Source organism: Microbulbifer epialgicus (genome assembly GCF_041447265.1).
GTDB lineage: Bacteria > Pseudomonadota > Gammaproteobacteria > Pseudomonadales > Cellvibrionaceae > Microbulbifer > Microbulbifer epialgicus.
Window position 1 is genome coordinate 1 of record NZ_JBGMEK010000276.1, and the last position, 649, is coordinate 649.

Annotated in this window: 1 protein-coding gene; it reads right to left on the minus strand. The window is 41.3% G+C overall.

Annotated features, from left to right (window positions below; all coding sequences use genetic code 11):
* Positions 1-147: 147 nt before the first annotated feature.
* Positions 148-649: IS5 family transposase (locus tag ACCI49_RS24985; RefSeq protein ID WP_371841967.1), on the minus strand; the 502-nt coding region annotated here is incomplete at its 5' end.

Genomic DNA, 649 nt, shown 5'->3' on the forward strand with positions numbered 1-649 from the left:
CTCTGAAAAATATCTTTCTAGCTCTAAATTAGGTATCACACAATAAAAAAATGACTGTTTTTTAGTCAAAAGTCAGGTTTCCATAGGCATTTATCCTCATTTTCATTCCCTGAAATCTGTGTTTTGCAGATTTCAGATGCACTGATCCTAGTGCGGCAGATATTTTTTTCCAATCAATAAGTTGGTAAAGCCGGCCAGCATACACAGACGCTGGGTGTTTTTCTTTAAACCTCGATAGCGGACTTTTCCATATCCAAAAATGTTTTTTATATAACGGAATGGGTGCTCTACTTTTGCCCTAATCTGCGCCTTAATCTTTTCCACCTTTCGTAACGCATTCTGGCCTGGACGATGTCTTAAGCGACTTGGCTTCTCTGCAATGTGCCATTCCACATCTTTAGACTTCAGTTCTTCGCGCTTTTCTGCCCCGGTGTAACCAGAATCACCCCAGACTCGCTTTTCTTCGCCATGCAGCAATTGACCTGTTGCAGTAATGTCATGCTCATTAGCGGCTGTTGTATCGATACTATGTATGAGCCCGAGAGTGTCATCTGTACCAATAGGCATTTTCATTCCAAAATGCCACTGATTACCCTTCTTAGTCTGGTGCATTTCTGGTTCACGCTCCTTCTTTTTATTCTTATTCCAA